General features: G+C 41.4%; 17 protein-coding genes. 5 read left to right on the top strand and 12 right to left on the bottom strand.

Going from position 1 to position 18,419, the window contains the following annotated elements; all coding sequences use genetic code 11:
• The first annotated feature begins 62 nt into the window (after positions 1-62).
• Entirely contained in the window at positions 63-1,247 is a 1,185-nt protein-coding gene (locus PU629_RS09715; RefSeq protein WP_275284068.1) for an MFS transporter, read from the top strand.
• Positions 1,248-1,395: 148 nt separating this feature from the next.
• On the opposite strand, the gene PU629_RS09710 is transcribed toward PU629_RS09715, so the two are convergent.
• The 5 genes from PU629_RS09710 to PU629_RS09690 form a co-directional block, all read right to left on the bottom strand.
• Positions 1,396-2,295, bottom strand: coding sequence for a selenium metabolism-associated LysR family transcriptional regulator (locus tag PU629_RS09710; RefSeq protein WP_275284067.1), 900 nt, complete (start codon positions 2,293-2,295; stop codon positions 1,396-1,398).
• A gap of 13 nt (positions 2,296-2,308) precedes the next feature.
• Positions 2,309-4,183 carry a molybdate ABC transporter substrate-binding protein gene (gene modA, locus PU629_RS09705; protein WP_275284066.1) on the bottom strand — a complete coding sequence of 625 codons (1,875 nt, stop codon included), beginning with the start codon at positions 4,181-4,183 and terminating at the stop codon, positions 2,309-2,311.
• Positions 4,149-5,003 carry an ABC transporter permease gene (locus PU629_RS09700; protein WP_275284065.1) on the bottom strand — a complete coding sequence of 285 codons (855 nt, stop codon included), beginning with the start codon at positions 5,001-5,003 and terminating at the stop codon, positions 4,149-4,151. The genes modA and PU629_RS09700 overlap by 35 nt, the downstream gene beginning before the upstream one ends.
• A gap of 240 nt (positions 5,004-5,243) precedes the next feature.
• Complete coding sequence (locus tag PU629_RS09695) at positions 5,244-5,486, bottom strand: ABC-2 family transporter permease (protein ID WP_275284064.1); 243 nt, start codon at positions 5,484-5,486, stop codon at positions 5,244-5,246.
• A complete protein-coding gene (locus tag PU629_RS09690) occupies positions 5,450-5,614 on the bottom strand; it encodes a response regulator transcription factor (RefSeq protein ID WP_275284063.1) in 165 nt (54 codons plus the stop codon). Before PU629_RS09690 ends, PU629_RS09695 begins: the two co-directional genes overlap by 37 nt.
• 350 nt (positions 5,615-5,964) lie before the next feature.
• On the opposite strand from PU629_RS09690, the gene PU629_RS09685 reads away from it, so the two are divergent.
• Entirely contained in the window at positions 5,965-6,072 is a 108-nt protein-coding gene (locus PU629_RS09685) for a YjcZ family sporulation protein (RefSeq protein WP_275284062.1), read from the top strand.
• A gap of 473 nt (positions 6,073-6,545) precedes the next feature.
• Entirely contained in the window at positions 6,546-6,701 is a 156-nt protein-coding gene (locus tag PU629_RS09680) for a hypothetical protein (RefSeq protein WP_275284061.1), read from the top strand.
• A gap of 535 nt (positions 6,702-7,236) precedes the next feature.
• Here PU629_RS09680 and PU629_RS09675 read toward each other — a convergent pair.
• On the bottom strand, positions 7,237-7,476 hold the full coding sequence (locus tag PU629_RS09675; protein ID WP_275284060.1) for a hypothetical protein: 240 nt from the start codon (positions 7,474-7,476) through the stop codon (positions 7,237-7,239).
• A gap of 8 nt (positions 7,477-7,484) precedes the next feature.
• Here PU629_RS09675 and PU629_RS09670 point away from each other — a divergent pair, with 8 nt between their 5' ends.
• Positions 7,485-7,913, top strand: coding sequence for a hypothetical protein (locus PU629_RS09670; protein ID WP_275284059.1), 429 nt, complete (start codon positions 7,485-7,487; stop codon positions 7,911-7,913).
• A 273-nt stretch (positions 7,914-8,186) separates the two neighbouring features.
• On the opposite strand, the gene PU629_RS09665 is transcribed toward PU629_RS09670, so the two are convergent.
• The gene (locus PU629_RS09665; protein WP_275284058.1) at positions 8,187-9,275 is read right to left on the bottom strand and encodes a permease; all 1,089 of its coding nucleotides are present in this window, start codon (positions 9,273-9,275) and stop codon (positions 8,187-8,189) included.
• A 445-nt stretch (positions 9,276-9,720) separates the two neighbouring features.
• Between PU629_RS09665 and helD the strand changes: the two genes are divergently transcribed.
• A complete protein-coding gene (gene helD / locus PU629_RS09660) occupies positions 9,721-12,060 on the top strand; it encodes an RNA polymerase recycling motor HelD (protein ID WP_275284057.1) in 2,340 nt (779 codons plus the stop codon).
• Between the two features lie 346 nt (positions 12,061-12,406).
• Here helD and PU629_RS09655 read toward each other — a convergent pair whose 3' ends face one another.
• The 5 genes from PU629_RS09655 to PU629_RS09635 all read right to left on the bottom strand — a co-directional run bounded on the left by PU629_RS09655 (position 12,407) and on the right by PU629_RS09635 (position 18,322).
• Positions 12,407-13,909, bottom strand: a complete 1,503-nt coding sequence (locus tag PU629_RS09655; RefSeq protein ID WP_275284056.1) for a PAS domain S-box protein — start codon at positions 13,907-13,909, stop codon at positions 12,407-12,409.
• Positions 13,910-14,181: 272 nt separating this feature from the next.
• The gene (locus PU629_RS09650) at positions 14,182-15,108 is read right to left on the bottom strand and encodes an aldo/keto reductase (RefSeq protein ID WP_275284055.1); all 927 of its coding nucleotides are present in this window, start codon (positions 15,106-15,108) and stop codon (positions 14,182-14,184) included.
• A 10-nt stretch (positions 15,109-15,118) separates the two neighbouring features.
• Positions 15,119-16,117 (bottom strand): Gfo/Idh/MocA family protein, encoded by a 999-nt coding sequence (locus PU629_RS09645; RefSeq protein ID WP_275284054.1) that lies wholly within the window; start codon positions 16,115-16,117, stop codon positions 15,119-15,121.
• 478 nt (positions 16,118-16,595) lie between these two features.
• A complete protein-coding gene (locus tag PU629_RS09640) occupies positions 16,596-17,507 on the bottom strand; it encodes a carbohydrate ABC transporter permease (RefSeq protein WP_275284053.1) in 912 nt (303 codons plus the stop codon).
• Positions 17,504-18,322, bottom strand: coding sequence for a carbohydrate ABC transporter permease (locus tag PU629_RS09635; RefSeq protein WP_275284052.1), 819 nt, complete (start codon positions 18,320-18,322; stop codon positions 17,504-17,506). The genes PU629_RS09640 and PU629_RS09635 overlap by 4 nt, the downstream gene beginning before the upstream one ends.
• Between the last annotated feature and the right edge of the window lie 97 nt (positions 18,323-18,419).

The following is an 18,419-nucleotide window of genomic DNA, read 5'->3' as shown; positions in this document are numbered from 1 at the left end:
GTAATCAGGATTTTTTTATTTTCTAAATTAAAGTATTTTATGAAAGGATCGATCATTCAACTATGAATTTTAAAGTCATTATACTCGCCTTATCAACGGTTGCAGCGGGACTTGTTGAATTAATCGTTGGTGGGATTCTTCCCTCGATTGCTAGTGAGTTTAACATCTCGTTAAGTCGTGCGGGTCAACTTATAACGGTTTTCGCTCTCATTTACGCGATCTCCGGCCCAATCTTACTTGTCATAACGAATAAAATAGAGCGAAAAAAATTGTATATCACATCGTTGTTCGTCTTCTTCATTGGAAACATCATGACCTATTTTAGTTCAAATTTTACCTTTATGATGATCGCAAGAATTTTGACGGCTATGAGTACCGCGTTAATTGTTGTGCTTTCCTTAACCATCGCGGCTAAGGTGGTCACTCCAGCTCACCGTGCCAAAGCATTGGGGTTCATCTATATGGGGATTAGTTCATCACTTGTACTAGGTGTGCCAATCGGAATCTTTATTTCCAATCTATTCGGCTGGCGCGTTATTTTTCTTGGAATAGCCATTTTATCAATCGGGTCAATGGTTCTGATTGCCATCTTCTTGGAGCGTGTTCCAGGGGAAAAAACCATTCCACTTTCCCAACAGTTAAAAGCAGTTGGAAGTGCCAAAATAGGCAGTGCGCATCTCGCAACAATGTTCATGCTAGCAGGGCACTATACCCTTTATGCCTATTTAACACCATTTTTACAAACAGAACTTCATATGAATTCCAATTGGATTAGTATTTGTTATCTCTTATTTGGGATTGCAGCGGTTAGCGGTGGCGCATTCGGAGGCATTCTCTCGGATTCAATTGGAGCTGAAAAAAGTATTATTGTCGTGATTAGTGCTTTTGCGGTTGTCCTATTCTTATTACCACTAACAACTTTTTCCCTTATATTATTCTTGCCAATGATGATGGTTTGGGCCGCTTTAAGTTGGAGTCTGGCACCGCCCCAACAAAGCTACTTGATTCAAATTGCCCCTTCTACTTCCGATATTCAGCAAAGCTTTAATAATTCAGCCTTACAAGTCGGTATCTCACTTGGTTCGGCATTTGGCGGCAGCGTGCTAAGTTATTCCGGTACAGTCTCCCATACAGCCTGGTTTGGATGTGGCATTGTTATCCTTTCCTTTGCCTGTGCGTTCTTCTCTCTAACAAGGAAAAACACGAAAAGGAAAACTAAACTAGCCATCTCTTCTCAGAATAACTAAGTTCTAATAATGACAAGATGGTAAGGAAACCTCTTTATGAAGTTCTAAACGAGGTTTCCTTTTTCTATGACCTTATCAGTTAGAGGTTTTAACGTAATAACCAAAGGGATTTGCCTGACAAGCCTTCCCCCCTTTGGAGTCAAACCACTTAAGCTTTAAAAGGACTCTTACTTCTAATATAGGAAATGAATTCATAGAGTTTTGGCTGCGTTTCATACCCTTTTAAAAAGGAGAGATAATAAGTTTGTTGAAGGGTTTCATGAGTCGTGACAAGGGAAATTCTCCCTTCTTTTGCAGGTTGAAGAGCCGCCCATTCGGGTACAAAACTAATGCCAAGGCCACCTTCTACGGCTGCCAAGATCGCTTCCGTACTTCCAAAATGAGCGACTACCTTTAACTCTTTTAATTGAATGCCAGCCGCGCTCAATCCCTTCTCCATAGCCAGTCGAGTTCCTGAACCTTCTTCACGGAGAACCACTGGATAATTGATCAGTTCGTCAAGCGGAATCTTTGATTGCTGTTTTAATGGATGATCGGTTGGAGCCACTAATACGAGTGATTCCGAAATGATCGGCTCTGATAAGATCAGCGGAGAGTCCATATAAGCCCCTGTAAGCGCCACATCCACTTTTTTATTGATTAAACGTGATTGAATCTCAAGAGAATCCGATATTTCATTTTTGATTAGAAGTTGAGGAAAGCGTTCATGAAAGCCGCCAATCCACTTTGGAAGAAGATATGTTCCGGGAATGGTACTTGCCCCAACAGAGAGTTGACCTGCTAAAATAGCTTGAAAAGATTTAGCCCCTTTTTCAAGTTCTTCACATTTTTCTAAGATTTGAACACCCATTTCATAAACAAAGTCACCCGCTGAAGTAAGTTGAATCGTAGCAGTTGAACGATCCAATAATCGGACCCCTAGTTCATCCTCTAATCCTTTAATTTGACTGCTTATAGCCGGTTGCGTTAACTTTAAGCTTTTGGCTGCCTCTGAAAAACTCCCCTTCTGATTGACGAGAACAAAGGATTGTAGCCTTTTAAAATTCATACCATCGCCTCATTTAGTTTATTGGATCATAGTGAAGCTTTTTAAACACAGCTTGTCCTTTAGACGACCTCATATACTTTAAGAAGGATTGGCCTTTCTTAGGGTGCGGCGCGTGCGTCGGAACCGCGATATAGTTGGATGAAACGACATTATAGGCTTTAGGTATTTGAATGATTCTTACTTTATTTTTATAGGCTGCCGTCACATCTGTCAAATAAACGACACCCGCATCACCATCACCCATTGAAACTTTTTCTAAAATTTGCTTCACATTGGTTTCGGTCGAGGCCACGTGGTCCATAACCTGATTTTCAAATTGAGCGCCGTAATCTTGTGCCGCATTTTGGAAGACTTGACGTGTGTATTGACCAATTGGGACATTATCCACCCCAATAATAAGTTTCGTCTTTTTATTGGCAAGATCCTTCAAAGAGGTAATATGGGCCGGATTATTTTTTGGAACGATGATCACTTCATGGTTATTGGAAACCTTATAGAATTTTTTTACAAGTCCTTCCTTTTTTAAGGATTGGATATGACTTAAGTCTGCAGATAAGAAAAAATCAGCTTGATCCCCCTGCTCTAATTGCGTTTGAATGATTTGTGTCCCCGCATAACTCGCTTTAATGGTGAGTTCAGGATGACTTTTTTCATACTGACTAATTATATCATTTACAGGATCCGTTGCGTTCGCAGCAATTAACGCCACCATTGTCGTTTGTTTAGTCGAGTGACCCGTTCCAGCAAAACCTTTCATTCCGGAAAAAACAATGAGAAGGCCAATCACAAGAATCATGGAAACCATTGTCCCGATCATTTGGATTTTTTTTAAGCGGCGTCGTTTAAGTACGGCTTTCTTTTGAAAGAACGAATCCTCTATTTGATTAAGTGGCTCTTCTATTGGGCGTCTCGATTGATACACCCTTGCTTCTTGTTCCTTAACAGCTATAAAAACCTGTTCACCTAAATCAAACCCATTACTTTGAATCGGAATATCTGCCATCAAACGATGTGCACCCTCTATGTAGAGTCGATTAAACGCCCCAAAATAGCTGATGTCTTTTATGACTCCTGTCCATTCATAGCGCTCTCCAGTAGATGCTCGTGAAACATGAGTTTGCCATGGATCAAATGCAATCATGACGTTTTCCGCTGTCTGTTCCGAGTGACCTTGAACAATTAAATTGGTTCCAATAAACTCTGCGACAAATGCAGTTGAAGGTGCCTTCGCTAAGCTTTCTGGGGTTCCTATTTGAATTAATTTCCCTTTGTCAATAACAGCCATTTCATCTCCTAGGACTCTCGCATCCTCGAAATCGTGGGTGACCACAATACAAGGAATGGATAGACTATCAAGCAATGTTTTAAGTTCCGTTCGGACATGACCTCGTGTCGAAACATCCAAAGCTGAGAGCGGTTCATCTAATAAAAGCAATTCTGGCTGCGTCACAAGTGCCCGGGCGATCGCAACGCGTTGTTGTTGACCTCCAGATAGATTAGCTGGAAACACATCTTCAAAAGCCTCCAGCTGTAATAAAGAAAGTACATCTGCTAGACGATTTTCTTGATCCGAACGGTCAAACTGACGTATCCCATATAAAATATTTTCACGGACTGACAAATGCGGAAATAAGGCGTAATCTTGAAAAACATACCCAATACGTCTATTTTCAGCTGGAATAAACACATTCGATTCCGTATTAATGATTTCTCTACCATTTAAAATCATTTGCCCTTGTTCCGGTTTTTGAAGTCCTGCCAATAGCTGAAGCGTCGTGGTTTTGCCGCAACCGGAATGACCTATAAGCGAAAGGGTTTTATTGTCAAGCTCTATGTTTATATCGAGCTGAAAGTCACGCAGATTTTTTTGAAAGTGAAACGTTAGCATTTGGTTTCCCGCCTTCAATCTTAGTTTCATAGGAAGAGAGTCTTCCCAATAATACGACTAATAATAAAAGAACAAATGAGATGAAAAGCAATAAGGCGGACATCGCTATGGCCACTTTGCTATCGGATTGCATAGCCGTATAAATGGCAAGAGGGAGTGTTTGGGTTTTACCAGGCAGATTACCTGCAAACATCATCGTCGCTCCAAATTCACCTAAAGCTCTTCCCCAACTTAAGGCGGCACCCGTTAATAAACCGGTAGAGGCTAAAGGGACTGTAATACGCCAAAATGTCTTGAAGCGAGAAACGCCAAGGGTTCTTGATACAGCTAAGAACTTATCATCAATGGTCTCAAAGGCTTGCATGGCAGAACTAATATAGAAAGGGGCTGAGATAAATACCTGCGCCAGGACGACAGCTTGCACATTAAAGGAAAACGAAATCCCTATTAAAGAAAAGCTTGAGCCTAACCACCCCATGCTTCCAAAGACTAGTAAAAGTCCAACACCTGCAACAGCAGGCGGACTGACAATCGGCATTTGAATCAATACCCTAATAAGACGATTCCCAGAAAATTGTTTTTTGGCTAACCAATAGGCAACCGGTGTTCCCAGAAGGATAATAATGCCTAACGCAATTAATGTTGTACAAAGACTTAAATATAAGGCTTGGTAAGAAATCTGGGTATTCAATTTTTGAAACAAAACACTCACAGGCATTGACACAAATACAGATAATAAGGGTACAAATAAAAACCCTAACATGATTGCAATGGCTAAAACAAAAATAAGACGGGCAACTTGCCCCCAGAACCTTTTCATGGTTACCCCCTAAAAAAATTTATGATTCCCATAAAAAAATTTTATCACAGCTCCATCTATCTTTTCAAAAATAGCCAAAATAAAATCTCCACCCATTCTAATTAGTTCAACTTCTTCCATCTTAATCGTCAATAAATCGAGGCCCAATCCCTCTCACCATTGGTTGGCTTTAGAATTTGATCTTTTTTTAGTAAAAAAAAGACACCGATCCCATTAAAGAGAGGTGCCCGATTATTAAACCTATAAATCTCGTTTTATGAAGTGCGACCAACCTCCAATAATAAAAGCAAGCCCCGCAACCAATATGGTAACCCCTGTTTCTGTCGTCACATTTAGAACGCCACTCTGCGCAGGTGACATGGCGAGCATGGGTTGCGTCCAAGGATAAATGGGTGCAAGTTGGCTAGAAATTGAAACGGCAAGAGCAGGAATCGTACAAATAATATTTAAAGCAAAGGGTGCACCAAATGAAAAGTGGAGCATTTCTGAATTCCTTCTGCGCCCGTCACAGCCGTCTGTATTGACTCAAACCCTTCTTTTCGTAAAACAATTTCAATCATATCTAAAATAGTCTGCTCATCGTCAATGAGCAAGATCTTCGGTGTATTCATAACCTCACACTTCTTTACTTTTTTGATTCATTATATCATGTACACCTGCCCATTACTTTTTACGAATTAAATCGTTTCCGTCCGCATTGCGACATGTTTAATAATAGAATCCGCCTCAAAAATAAGAAAAAGCATCCAATTTCGAGACTTTCTATTTAAACTCTTCTCCCCTCTTTAATCATTCAAACCTAGGTCATTCTATTTGAATCTGTGAGTCAAAAAGAGACTGGTAACCCTACGTCTTTCATAGACATTTTATTTAATTTTCATAGTTTGTTATGTTTGTCCATTTCCAACCAAAACCCTTTGAATAGTATAGAGTAACCTCGATAAAAAGGTGGTGAAGAACCATGGGTTACTCTTCTTGTGGAGGTGGAGGAGGAGGATACAGCAATAGTTTTGCTCTAATTGTTGTATTGTTCATTCTCCTTGTTATCGTTGGTGCATTTTGGTACTAGGTTGTTAGCCGCCACTTCGTAGACCATTTTACACCCCCTAAAAAATTGGCGTCCTGTCCGCGTCAGGGCGCCATTACATACTATTGATTAGGTTCATAGAGTTAACCGTGCGGGGCGGCGGCTCCATCACACCAAATCCGGGCGGGACGGGGGCCTTTTTCGTGGGATGGAGGCTCCATCACACCAAATCAAGGCGGAACGGGGGCCTTTTTCGTGGGCAAACTTGCCTTACACACCATGTTTCACCCCGATCGCTGGATTTTCGTGGGAGAGGCTCTTAAAGAACAAAATCGCTAACACCGCGACTCCCTTCTTCCCAAGTATAGATTTAACCTATGAGTTTTTCTCGGGCACTGTTTTTAGGTTTAAACACTTAACAAAAATGGGTGGTTGTCTAACCAATGTGGAAAATCGTCCCATTTTAACATAAGAAGCGTAACTAGGATACGTTACTGGTCAACTCCCTGGGTAAAATGGGCCGTTCCGAGTTAAATAGAGAATGTTCGTTACGCCTAACGACTCAAATGGGCAATTGGGAGAGGGATAGCGTATTCTGGTTACGCTCAAACGAAATAGGCGTAACGTCAGTCCCTTATTTCGGCATTTCAGCCCCGTTTAGCGGCGGATAGCGTATTCTCGTTACGCTCAATCAAAATAGGCGTAACGACATTCCCTTATTTCGGCATTCCAGCCCCATTTAGCGGCGGATAGCGAATCCTCGTTACACTCAAACGAAATAGGCGTAACGTCAGTCCCTTATTTCGGCATTTCAGCCCCGTTTAGCGGCGGATAGCGTATTCTCGTTACGCTCAACCGAAATAGGCGTAACGACATTCCCTTATTTCGGCATTCCAGCCCCATTTAGCGGCGGATAGCGAATCCTCGTTACGCTCAACCGAAATAGGTGTAACGGCATTCCGTTATTTCGGCATTCCGGCCGGATTCGCGGCGGATAGCGTATTCTCGTTACGCTCAACCGAAATAGGCGTAACGTCAATCCGTTATTTCGTCATTCCGGCCGGATTCGCGGCGGATAGCGAATCCTCGTTACGCTCAACTGAAATAGGCGTAACGTCAATCCGTTATTTCGGCATTCCAGCCCCATTTAGCGGCGGATAGCGTATTCTCGTTACGCTCAACCGAAATAGGCGTAACGACATTCCCTTATTTCGGCATTCCAGCCCCATTTAGCGGCGGATAGCGAATCCTCGTTACGCTCAACCGAAATAGGCGTAACGACATTCCGTTATTTCGGCATTCCGTCCCATTTCGCGGCGGATAGCGAATCCTCGTTACGCTCAACCGAAATAGGCGTAACGGCATTCCGTTATTTCGGCATTCCGTCCCATTTCGCGGCGGATAGCGTATTCTCGTTACGCTCAAACGAAATAGGCGTAACGGCATTCCGTTATTTGGTCATTCTGGCCGGATTCGCGGCGGATAGCGTATTCTCGTTACGCTCAAACGAAATAGGCGTAACGTCAATCCGTTATTTCGTCATTCCGTCCCATTTCGCGGAGGTTAGCGTATTCTCGTTACGCTCAACCGAAATAGGCGTAACGTCAATCCGTTATTTGGTCATTCTGGCCGGATTCGCGGCGGATAGCGAATCCTCGTTACGCTCAAACGAAATAGGCGTAACGGCATTCCGTTATTTGGTCATTCTGGACGGATTCGCGGCGGATAGCGTATTCTCGTTACGCTCAACCGAAATAGGCGTAACGTCAATCCGTTATTTCGTCATTCCGTCCCATTTCGCGGAGGTTAACGTATCCATGTTACGCTCAACTGAAATAGGCGTAACGTCAGTCCTTTATTTCGGCATTCTAGTCCAGTTGTAGGCGGATAGCGTATTCTGGTTACGCCTAATCGTTTTACGTGTAACGACGATTCCCTCGCTTTGCGCAGACGTATTGCCGTGTGCCCGCGCAAAGCGAGGTTATTTTCGCACAAAAAACGACGTTTCAATGTCGATGTATCCACAAGTCGAGAATTTTATAATTTCCTAAACAACAAAAAACAAACCCGTCTTAAGAACTCCCTTAAGACTGGGTTTGTTTTCTCATTGATCTTGAGCAATCCTATTATTAATCTCAAAAATTAAATGGGTGGTTTTACGCTATAAACACCATGCCTATTAGACCTGCGATGATTCCGAGAATCGCCACTCCAAGACCGAGAAGTCCGAGTGTCCGCCATGCCAAAGCACGTCTTACCATCAAGGCAGAAGGTAGACTGATAACAGGTAAAACAATCAGTAAAGCAGAGGCCGGTCCTCCGCCCAAACCAAATTTCATAAACGTTTGGATGATGGGGATCTCACCTGCTGTTGGAATGACAAATAAGGTTCCAACAATGGCAAAGCCAATGACAGTGATTATACTATTTCCCCAAACGGTACCGCCAAGTGCCGGGAAAAACCACGCGCGTAAAGCACCCAAGACTAAAACGCTTAGGATATAGGCTGGTATAAGGGTCAATGCGAGTTTACTAATCGCCGAAAACCAGCGGATGAAGAAGTGCCGATCCTGCCCTTGTTCCAATGGTGCTGCTTTCTGGGTTCTTTCGATAATGGCGTTCGCCTCTTCTTCATTGCGAACCATTTTTCCAATTAAATAGCTTAATCCAAAAACAAGAATGATTCCAAAGATGAGACGAAGAAGCATAAATTTCCAACCTAATACAAAGAACATGAATACTAAAACAGCAGGATTAAGTGCAGTATTTCCAAACCAGAATGCGATAGCAGCAGATACAGAACTCTGTTGCTTACGAAGCCCTACGACAAGCGGAGCAGAACAGCATGTACACATCATGCCTGGCAAGGCTGAAACACCTGCAACAAACGTACTGCCGTAAGTCGTCTTCCCTAATACACGGGCCACCCAATTTTGCGGAATAAGTACCTGCAGAAGAGAACCGAGTAAAATGGCAACGATAAAGGCTTTCCAAATCGCTAAGAAATAAGTCACACTGAAATGCCACGCCGCTGACCAGGATGGTGCTTCGGCAGTTGCTGCAGTTCCTGAAATGATTGAGTTTCCAATAAAATGAGTGGAAGCAGCCGTAAATGCTTTATGAAAATAGGGGTTCCATTTTGCCCAAAAAAGTCCGATAATAGCCAAGACAACGAAAACGACGGCTCCAATAACCCAACGCTTTCCTTCCGTCTCTTTTTTCATAACATCGTTTGAAACGCTCATAGAATAACCTCCTCACAAGTTACCATTATACCACCTATCTCTTTCCTGTCATTAATTAAATTTATTTCTGCCATTAATTAAATTTATTTCCTCATAAATTTAATTTGTTCCTTTCATTAATTTAATTTAGCGTTTTTTTATTTTTCTATTGATATTCAAACTCAAACAAAACCCTATGAATCTTAGTTGTTAAAATTCTATTTTTCTCAATGTATTAAAAAGAACCCTTCATAACAATTAATATGAAGGGTTCTTACTTGACCGCATCTATTTGTGAGGAGACATGCAAAAAAACATGTTCAATCTATTGAAAAACATGAGAAATGGTGGTAAATTTATAGAGATAGATGTTATTAAACTATTTAATATTATATTTATCCTATTTTAATTATACACCCTAACACCGCTTCGGTCAACCCCATTTTTTAAAAAAAGGAGTGTTTCTATGCAATCGGAGTTCGAGCAAGAGCAAAATCGGCTCAACCGTGTCACAAAGACCATTCAAGAGCAAATCATTCGGTTGGAAAAGGAAACAACCCAGCGTCGAAACGAGGTCATTCACACTCGCAAACACTTTTGGGATGATCTCAAGGTGAATGTGGATACTTTCGATGATTTCCTTGAGACCATCATCGGCTTAAGACAAGTTGCTCAAGCTCTTTCCGTCAGCCAAAGCATTCACAGACATGCCTCCAAAAATTTGTCGGTGCTGCGCCGTATGGAGGACATCCCCTACTTTGGCCGAATCGACTTTATCGAAGAAGGATCTTCGACTCCGGAACAGATCTATATTGGAATCACCACACTTACGGATACAAGCGGCGATCATTTCCTTATTTACGACTGGAGGTCTCCCGTTTCAAGTGTCTACTACGATTACCAGCCTGGTTTAGCCACGTATGCAACCCCCGGAGGCGTCATCCAAGGCGAATTGAAGAAAAAGTGGCAATACCTCATCCGCGGCGGTATCCTCCAATCTATGTTTGATACGAGTCTTACTATCGGTGACGAGATTTTACAGAAGGTGCTTGGCAAAGGGACCGACAAACATATGCACAATATAGTGGCCACGATTCAACAGGAACAAAATCAGATTATCCGTCATGATCGTGGAAAACTACTTATTGTACATGGTCCAGCCGGAAGCGGCAAGACATCAGCTGCCCTGCAGCGGATTGCTTATTTGCTTTACAAGTATCGCGATACTCTGAATGCCGATCAAATCATTCTTTTTTCTCCTAATTCGATGTTTAACAGCTACGTTTCCAATGTGCTGCCAGAACTTGGTGAAGAAAATATGCAGCAGGTCACATTCCAGGAATACTTGGTCCACCGCTTGAGTAATGAGTTTGATGTTGAAAGCCCGTTCGAGCAATTGGAATATGTATTAACGGCAAGAAATTCTCCTCCATGGAAGTCAAGAGCAGCAGGTATCCGTTTCAAAGCATCTTTCCAATTTTTTGAGGCGATTCAATCGTACCGACACTCTCTTGAATCGTCCGGAATGCGATTCAAAGGCATTCATTTCAGAGGGACATCGATAGTGACCGCTCAGCAAATGGCAGAAAGGTTTTATAGCAAAGACGTCTCCCTCCGCTTCCACAACAGGCTTGAAAAGTTGAAGGATTGGTTAATGAAACAACTAGATACAGCCGAAAAGGTCGAACGAACTAAGCCATGGGTAGAAGAAGAAATAGAGCTGCTAAGCAACGTTGCTTACTATAAAGTACGCACCTACTTAGCCAAAAAACGCGGATATAAAGGTGAAGCCATTGCTGATTATGAAATGGATCCAAAAGACCTTGCCCGATTGATTGTTCGTCGGAAGTTAAAGCCGTTGCGTAACAGAATAAGAGCGTATCATTTCATTGACATTAAGGGGATGTACAAAGCACTTTTTGCGGACCCGTTACAGATAAAAGAATGGCTGGATGGAGAAACACCCTTGGAGTGGGCTGAGATTTGCCAAACGACATTGGATACTTTGGACAAAGGCAAATTATTTTATGAAGATGCCACTCCGTTTTTGCTCTTGAAAGAGCTCATTCATGGCTTTCAGACGAATAATAACATCAAACACATCGTTGTAGATGAGGCTCAGGATTATTCTCCTTTTCAATTCGAGTTTTTAAAGCGCCTGTTTCCTTACGCCAAAATGACTGTGCTCGGCGATTTTAATCAGGCGATCTTTCCCCATGCCAGAGATATAGCCGATTTCCACACGCTTACTCGCTTATACGGACCGGATGAAACAACATTAATCACTATGGCGCGAAGCTACCGATCGGTAAAACCTATCATTGAATTGACACGCAGACTCGTGCCGGACGGAGAGAAGATTATCCCTTTCGAACGAGATGGCGAACAGCCTGTGCTGACACAATTGGCCGATCACGACTCGCTGCATCAGTGCATGGCATCCAAAGTTGCCGATTGGCGAAGTCTTAAGTTTAATAGTATTGCGATCATATGCCAATCATCTGAGGAGAGCGCCAAAGCCTTTGAAGCCTTATCCACCAGCATCGACGACATTAAACTCATAAAAAACGGTTCAATTGAATATGAACAAGGAGTCGTTGTCATCCCATCATACTTGTCAAAAGGGATTGAATTCGATGCCGTCATCATTTATGATGCCTCAGAGCATGTCTACGGTGATGAAAGCCTGCGCAGAATTTTCTATACCGCCTGTACAAGAGCGATGCATGAATTACAGCTTTATAGTGTGGGTGAACCGACCCCCTACTTGAAGAACGCTTTACAAGAAGGATTTATTCGAACTTGACTTCTCTTCGGGGAATTTAAATAGAGGAAAGCCGAAAACAGGCAAGCGGTAATGGTTACGCCTAATAGTTTTAAATGTAACGACGATTCTCTCACTTGCTGCGGACGAACGACAGTGTTTCCGAAAAACCAGGTTATTTTCTTTTAAATAGCAACGTATTAATAGAGAGTGATCCACAAGTCAAGATTCTAGAGTACACTTAACAACAGGAAAAAGATCATTAAACATGAGGATGCTTAATGATCTTTTATATAATTCCATTAATAGTCCATTACTTGTAAAAACAAAGCAACACCTCTTCAACAAAATGATTTTAAAGTCCATTTTGCAGCGTTCTTTACCGCTTCTATTCGGCAGCGGGTAATTTAACGGTAACAATCGTTCCTTCATTTCTTTTACTTTGCACTTTTATTTTTCCAAAATGATTTTGGATAATTTTATAAGTGACCATTAGACCAAGACCTGTTCCGAGTTCCTTTGTTGTGTAAAAAGGTTCCCCTAGTCGTTTTAACTGATCTGTTGTCATCCCGATGCCTTCGTCTTTTATCGTGATCTCGATAAAGTCTTCACGTTTTTCCGCCTGGATATAGAGATTTCCCCCATCAAGAGTTGCTTCAATGGCATTTTTCATCAGGTTAATAAGCACTTGTTTAAGTTCGGTACTAATGCCGTTTACGACTAGATCATCCGATTTAATTTGAGAAATTATCGTAACAGATTGTTTAAAAGCCTCGGTCTCCAATAGGCTTATAACACTGCTCAAAGTCATCTTGAGATCAACTGGAAAAAAATCGAGGTTATAAGGTTTAGCCAAGGTGAGAAATTCATTCGATATCACATTAATTCTCTCTAGTTCACTTTCCATAATGCTAAGAAATAATTCATTTGGAACCGAATCCGAACGAAAAAGCTGCACAAAGCCCTTTAAAGAAGTCAAAGGGTTGCGGATCTCATGAGCAATGCCGGCCGCAAGCTGCCCTACCACATTCATTTTCTCTGCTTGGAGCATCATTTGTTCATTTTGTTTTCTCTCCGATACATCTTGAATAATGAGTTGATTGGATGGTTTTTCATCAAAGTTAGTTGGAATGGTAATAACTTCTGTGTATAGGTCCGAACCGTCTAGCTTTTTCCATGTACAAGAAAGTTTTTCATGGGTCTGTCCTTGTTTCGTGAGTAAGGAATAGTCCTGTTGAGAGGAGCTATCCAAAAACTGAATGAGAGACTTTTCTAAAAGCGCTTCTTTACACGTTACTCCAAGCATTTTGACTAACGTCTGATTGGTAAAAACGATAATGCCATCTTGCACCACAGCAACACCATTTGTTGAGGACTCAACCAATTTTTCATATTGCTCTTTTGCATTATTGATGACTTTTTCAGATTCCTTACGATCCGAAATATCCCGGCAAACGGCCACAATATATTCTTCATTTCTAATATCAATTTTGTGCAATTTTATTTCAACCGGAAGATGAGTGCCGTCTTTACAAACATGATAACTTTCAAAGGAAATCTGCTTCCGTTTTGATATTTTTTCATAGACTAACATGATTTGTTCTTCTGACATGATGTCGATCTCAAGCGGAGACATGTTCAGAATTTCTTCACGCGTATAACCTAATCGGGCATGGGCGCATTCATTAACCTCTATAAAATGCCCGGAACGCCCCTCCTCAACTTTAAAAAAATAGATGGCATCTGTAATTTTATTAATGACTTGTTTATAGTTAATATAGCGTCTCTCTTTTTTCGCCATATACTTTAACGCATCATTTTCTATTTTCAGCCTTTTAATCTCTTTGAGCAATTCATTTCTTTCTTTATAATCTTGCTCCAGTTGCGTCATTTCTTCACCGCCACATCCCTATTGGAAACCCCTACCTATCATTCCGACAAATACATTCTATTATTCATTATACTAGATCGAACTAGAATTTTACTTAACAATTTTTAACAGATAGCCATTCTCTCTTCTTTTCCGTAAATCCACCACCGTCCTTCAACAAGTTAGAAGAGTAATGATGACAAACCAACTTCAGTATCCTGCTCATTAAAAGTGCCTGCTCCAAATAGGAACAGGCACACTTAAATTCTATTAAACATCGGCTTAACGATCCTTTACACCTGTTCGAGCCAATTTAACTCTTCTTCTGTTAACACGATGTTTGCCCCTTCGTTACAAGACAATAGCTCTTCTTCATTTTGAGCACCAATGAGAGCGCAGGTTGGGAACGATTGGTTCAGTACATACGCTAAAGCAATCTGAATCGGGCTCACGTTTTTTTCCTTTGCTAATTGTTCCGCACGGCGCAGTCTTTCCCAATTGTCATCATTGTAAAAAACCCGGACAAGGTCCGCATTGCTGCGGTCTTCAGGAGTAAACCGTCCTGTAAAGAACCCGCGTGCTTGGGAAGACCAAGAAAGCAGCGGCATTTGTTGTTCTTTATGCCACTTGCAATACGCGGCATCGGCAGAGATACAGCCCTCCCAATAAGGTTCTTGAGCCTTAGCTAAACTGAGGTTTGGACTATTAAATGTAAAACCAACCAGACCATTCCTCTCCGCATAGTCGTTCGCTTCTTGCAAACGCTCGACTGTCCAGTTGGAGCCGCCAATTGCCTTAATCCTCCCAGCTTCAATATGTTCATTTAAAGCATCAATGATGACTTCTACCGGAACATTAGGATCATCCCGGTGGAGCGCATATAAATCAATATAATCCGTTCCGAGTCTCTCTAAGCTCGTTAATAAATCACTTGAGATGGCCTCTGGATTAACGCGGGGCCCGTTTTGATCATGGTGAGCCCCCTTTGTAAGAATAACCACATCCTCACGATTATTCCGCTCTTTCAGCCATTGACCGATTGCGACTTCACTCTCACCACCGCAATAGACATGGGCGGTATCGATCGTATTACCACCTATGTCAAAAAAACGATCCAAAACCGTTCTAACCGTTTCATAGTTACTCGGTCTAAAATAATCAGAGCCCTGAATGAGTGTCGTAACCGGCTTATCCAAACCTTTTATTTTAATCGTTTTCATGACAGCCCCCCTATTCTATTACAACACGTCGATGTTCCCTTGCCGAAGTGAGACAAGCATCAAGAACTTTCATATTTAAAACAGCATCTTGAGGTGGAAAAGGAAGAGGCTCACCAGAAAGAATCCGTCTTCCGATCGCATCGGCTTGCAAAGCATATTGATTAACTTTTGGTACCTCGACTTCTCTTTTACCTTCTCGAGTAGAGACGTAGAAATTATCCTTTTCATTTAGCTCGACAACAAAGGCAGAAGGAACTTCAATTCTGCCTTCTGTTCCCAATACTTCTAGAACATTTCTCCCGGCTGCCCACATTCCGCAATCAAAGGTCAAGGCAACCCCGTGATTAAATTCAAGAATACCCGAGGCCATCATATCCACATCCCCATGCTGTTCAGAAAAGAGCGCATGAGCGGTTGCCGCTTGTGGTTCTTCTCCTAGTAACATCCGAGCGGCACTGATTGGGTAAACTCCCACATCATACAAAGAGCCCCCGCCCCATTCTTTCTTATAACGGACATTGCTTGAATCACCCGCATTGTTGAATGTGAAATTGGCATAGATCCCACGAATTTCTCCGATCTCACCTGAATCGATCACTTCTTTAATCATCTTATAACGAGGATGATAACGATACATAAAGGCTTCGGCAAAAACAACATTTGCCTCTTCGCATGCCTGAACCATTTCTTGAGCTTCTACTGCATTCAACGCCAAAGGTTTTTCACACAAAACATGTTTCCCCGCTTTGGCAGCTCGAATGGTCCACTCCTTATGCAAATGATTAGGAAGTGGTATGTATACGCTATCAATTGAAGGGTCGGCAAGGAGGTCTTCATAACTGCCGTATGCTTTTGGTATAGACAATTCCTTTGCCGTTTGCTGTGCTTTTTCTAATGTCCGACTGGCAATGGCAACGACTTCCCCTGTTTCTGATTGCTGAATACCAGGAATAACAGAGCGTTTGGCAATGCCAGCACTTCCGATTATTCCCCAACGTATCTTTTTCATTAGGTTCCTCCCTATTATATTAAAACATTTCTTTATTTCATTATATTAATACTGTTTAATAATAGAATCAAAACATTCCTATAAAACATTGAAAAAAAGTTAGTTTTAATCATTCATCACCGTTTATTAGATAGGATCAAGATAAATCTATTAACAAACGCCTTTTAGCATTTTTTTGGATAACCCTTTCTAGAATAGGTCCAATATTAATTCGAATCAATATAGACCTGAATTATTCATAGAAAATCTGTAGTAGCCAAAAACTGCTTAAATCATTGACTTCTTATCCAAGCGACCAGGCATCAAATATAAGGTTAAATCCTCTACGAAATAACCATCAGAAAAGATTCTTATAATGGCTATATGGAGAATCGCTGGATGAGGCCCATTTTTCTTAGAAACCTTTATATGGAATTGGTACCAACTTCGTGAATCTTGCCTAGCTACTAAATGATTTTTTAAAGGACGTCCAACTTCCTTAAGCTTTAACCCCTCCCATTGCAATTCCCGAAACAATATGTTTTCGAAGAATTGGGAACAAGATCAGCATTGGCAATATGGATAGGAATGAACCAATTAGGATGAGTGGATATAACGGTTGGCCAGTGCCCGCTGAATTTAGGTTAGCTGTCCAAATTTGCAGCCCCACCGTCAAAGGATAAAAGCTCGTTTTATTTAAGAGAACTAAAGGTAAGAAGAAGTTATTCCATGCCCCAATAAAGGAGATTAAAAAGAGTGTGACCAAACCTGGACGAATAATCGGCAACGCAATACGGAAAAAGATTTTATAATCATTAGCCCCATCTACTCTCCCAGAATCAATGAGTTCACCTGGCATTGATTCTTTAATGAAAACCATCATAAAGTACACGCCAAAAGGGTTAACAATCATCGGTAAGATAACTCCAGCATAAGTGTTGATCAGACCAAGTGATTTAACCATCAAGAAAACAGGGATGGCAAGTGCAGCCCCAGGAATCATTAAAGATCCTAGTATAGCAACAGATAAGGTATTTTTAAGTTTAAAATTATATTTGGAGAGCGCATATCCTGCCATGGCACTGACTAAGGTTCCAAGTACACCAGCCCCAACGGCATAGATGATAGAATTCAAAACCCACCGCCAAAACATGCCATTTTGATAGGAATTTAACCATTTTAAGTTTGCCCAAAGATTTAAATGAGCTGGGAAGGCAAGCATCGATGTATTAAATAATTGATTAGTACTTTTCGTCATCGCCACAATAAGCCAATACAAAGGGAACAAAAAGTAAGCCGCCATGACAATAATGAGAATCATAGATAATGAAGTCTTAACTCTATCTTTTGAACTCTTATGATTTCTTCGCTGCAAGCTGGTCGTTGCGTGTGATTTTGAGGTTAGGCTCATAACGACTTCTCTCCTTTTGCATGATAGGATAATGTCGAGGTACCCAATCTTTTATCATTGATAACTGTATTTTTTATTTTCTTTGATTTTGATTTCTTACGCTCCGAGGTTGCCCACATAAACAATAAGGAAGCTATAAAGGTAATCAATACCAAGGTAATTGATAAGGTTGCCGAGTAGGTGAAGTTTCCATAGGCAAATGCCATATTATAAATATCCATATTCGGGGTGAAGTTTGCAGGAATACTTGTCAAAGACGAAAGAACGAATGGTTCATTAAATAATTGGAGTGATCCAATGATAGACAAAACGGTTGTCATAATGATTACTTGTCTCAAAAGCGGCAATTTGATATGCCAGGCAGTTTGAAATTCATTACATCCATCAATCTTTGCCGCATCATACAAATCTAAAGGGATCGAAGTAAGACTAGCAAAATAAATGGTCATATTGTAACCGGTCCACGCCCATGTTGCCATGTTCATAATCCCGTATAAAACGGTACCTGAATTCAATAAGTTAAGCGGCTTTCCCCCTGTAAAAACTCCGAAAATTTGCAAGATCGGGTTAAGGTCAGGTGAATACAAGAAACCCCACATGATCGCTGCAATAACCCCTGGAACGGCGTAAGGCAAGAAATAAATCACTCGAAAAAGTCCTTTACTTTTGACAAAAGGGCTATCCAAGAATAAGGCCAAAATTAAGGCTAACACGAGCATGATCGTCACTTGTACCACACCATAGTAAGCCACACGGTAAACGGATATCCAAAAGCTTTTGTCCTGCCAAGCGGTCAAGTAATTGGCTAAACCCACGAAATGCAAACTTCCTTGGCGGCTCACAAATAAACTTAAGATAAGCGAATAGAGAAAAGGAAAAACGAAGAATAAAGCGAACAAGATTAGGAAAGGT

It is taken from the genome of Pullulanibacillus sp. KACC 23026 (assembly GCF_029094525.1).
Taxonomy (GTDB): Bacteria; Bacillota; Bacilli; order Bacillales; family Sporolactobacillaceae; genus KACC-23026.
This window is presented reverse-complemented; position numbering and strand designations above follow the sequence as displayed.